At 41.1% G+C, this 688-nt stretch carries 1 protein-coding gene; it reads right to left on the bottom strand.

All coding sequences use genetic code 11. From position 1 onward, the window contains the following. On the bottom strand, positions 1-688 hold a 688-nt coding region (locus Q0791_RS24935), incomplete at both ends, for an IS4 family transposase (RefSeq protein WP_299011958.1).

Below are 688 nucleotides of genomic sequence, written 5' to 3'. Positions count from 1 at the left end.
TAAATAAAGCTAGTGCGGCTACCAGTAATAAGTTGTCATATCTTAGGAGCGTTTTAGAGTTTGAGTATTCAATTGCTACGCCGAGTTTGCCATTCTTAGTGTCCCTAAAATTTTCTTCAATTTGCATTCGTTGGCGATAACTTTTTACAACTCGCTCCGGCTGGTTCTTTATTTTTTCAGGTAAGCAATACACTAACAGCCACGGCTCATTTGCATCCTTTTTATGTGTTTTATCCATGGTCTTGTTTGATACACCACCACGCATCTTCTTTTTAAACCTGCCTTTTTTAACTCGCTTGTAGAGGACCCCCTGACATGCATGCTTATTGCCTTTACTGTAATAAAGTGAACCCAGCGGTAGCACTTTTCCGACTTTAGCTTGAGTAAACCATTGATAGGCCGTTGTCCAAATCGCCTTATCCTGAGATAGCGAGACTCTTCCCCTTACACGGGTAATCCAGTACCAATTTTTCTTTTCTACAACGCTAAACCAAGGCGCGCGAAAAATAGCATCTGCCATAATGATAGGCTGACAGCCTTCAGGTAAAATCGATTCCAATTCATTTAAAAACTGAGTATGGGCTGCGTTGGTATTCAATGCACTTTCTTTAAACGTTTTCTCATAAATCGTTAAGCTACGCCCGCCCATCGGAATACTGGCACGGAGTAACTGAAATATCTCATTACC

Source organism: uncultured Shewanella sp. (assembly GCF_947495455.1).
GTDB lineage: Bacteria > Pseudomonadota > Gammaproteobacteria > Enterobacterales > Shewanellaceae > Shewanella.
Note: the sequence above shows the minus strand (reverse complement) of the source record. Positions and strands in the feature narration are given on the sequence as shown.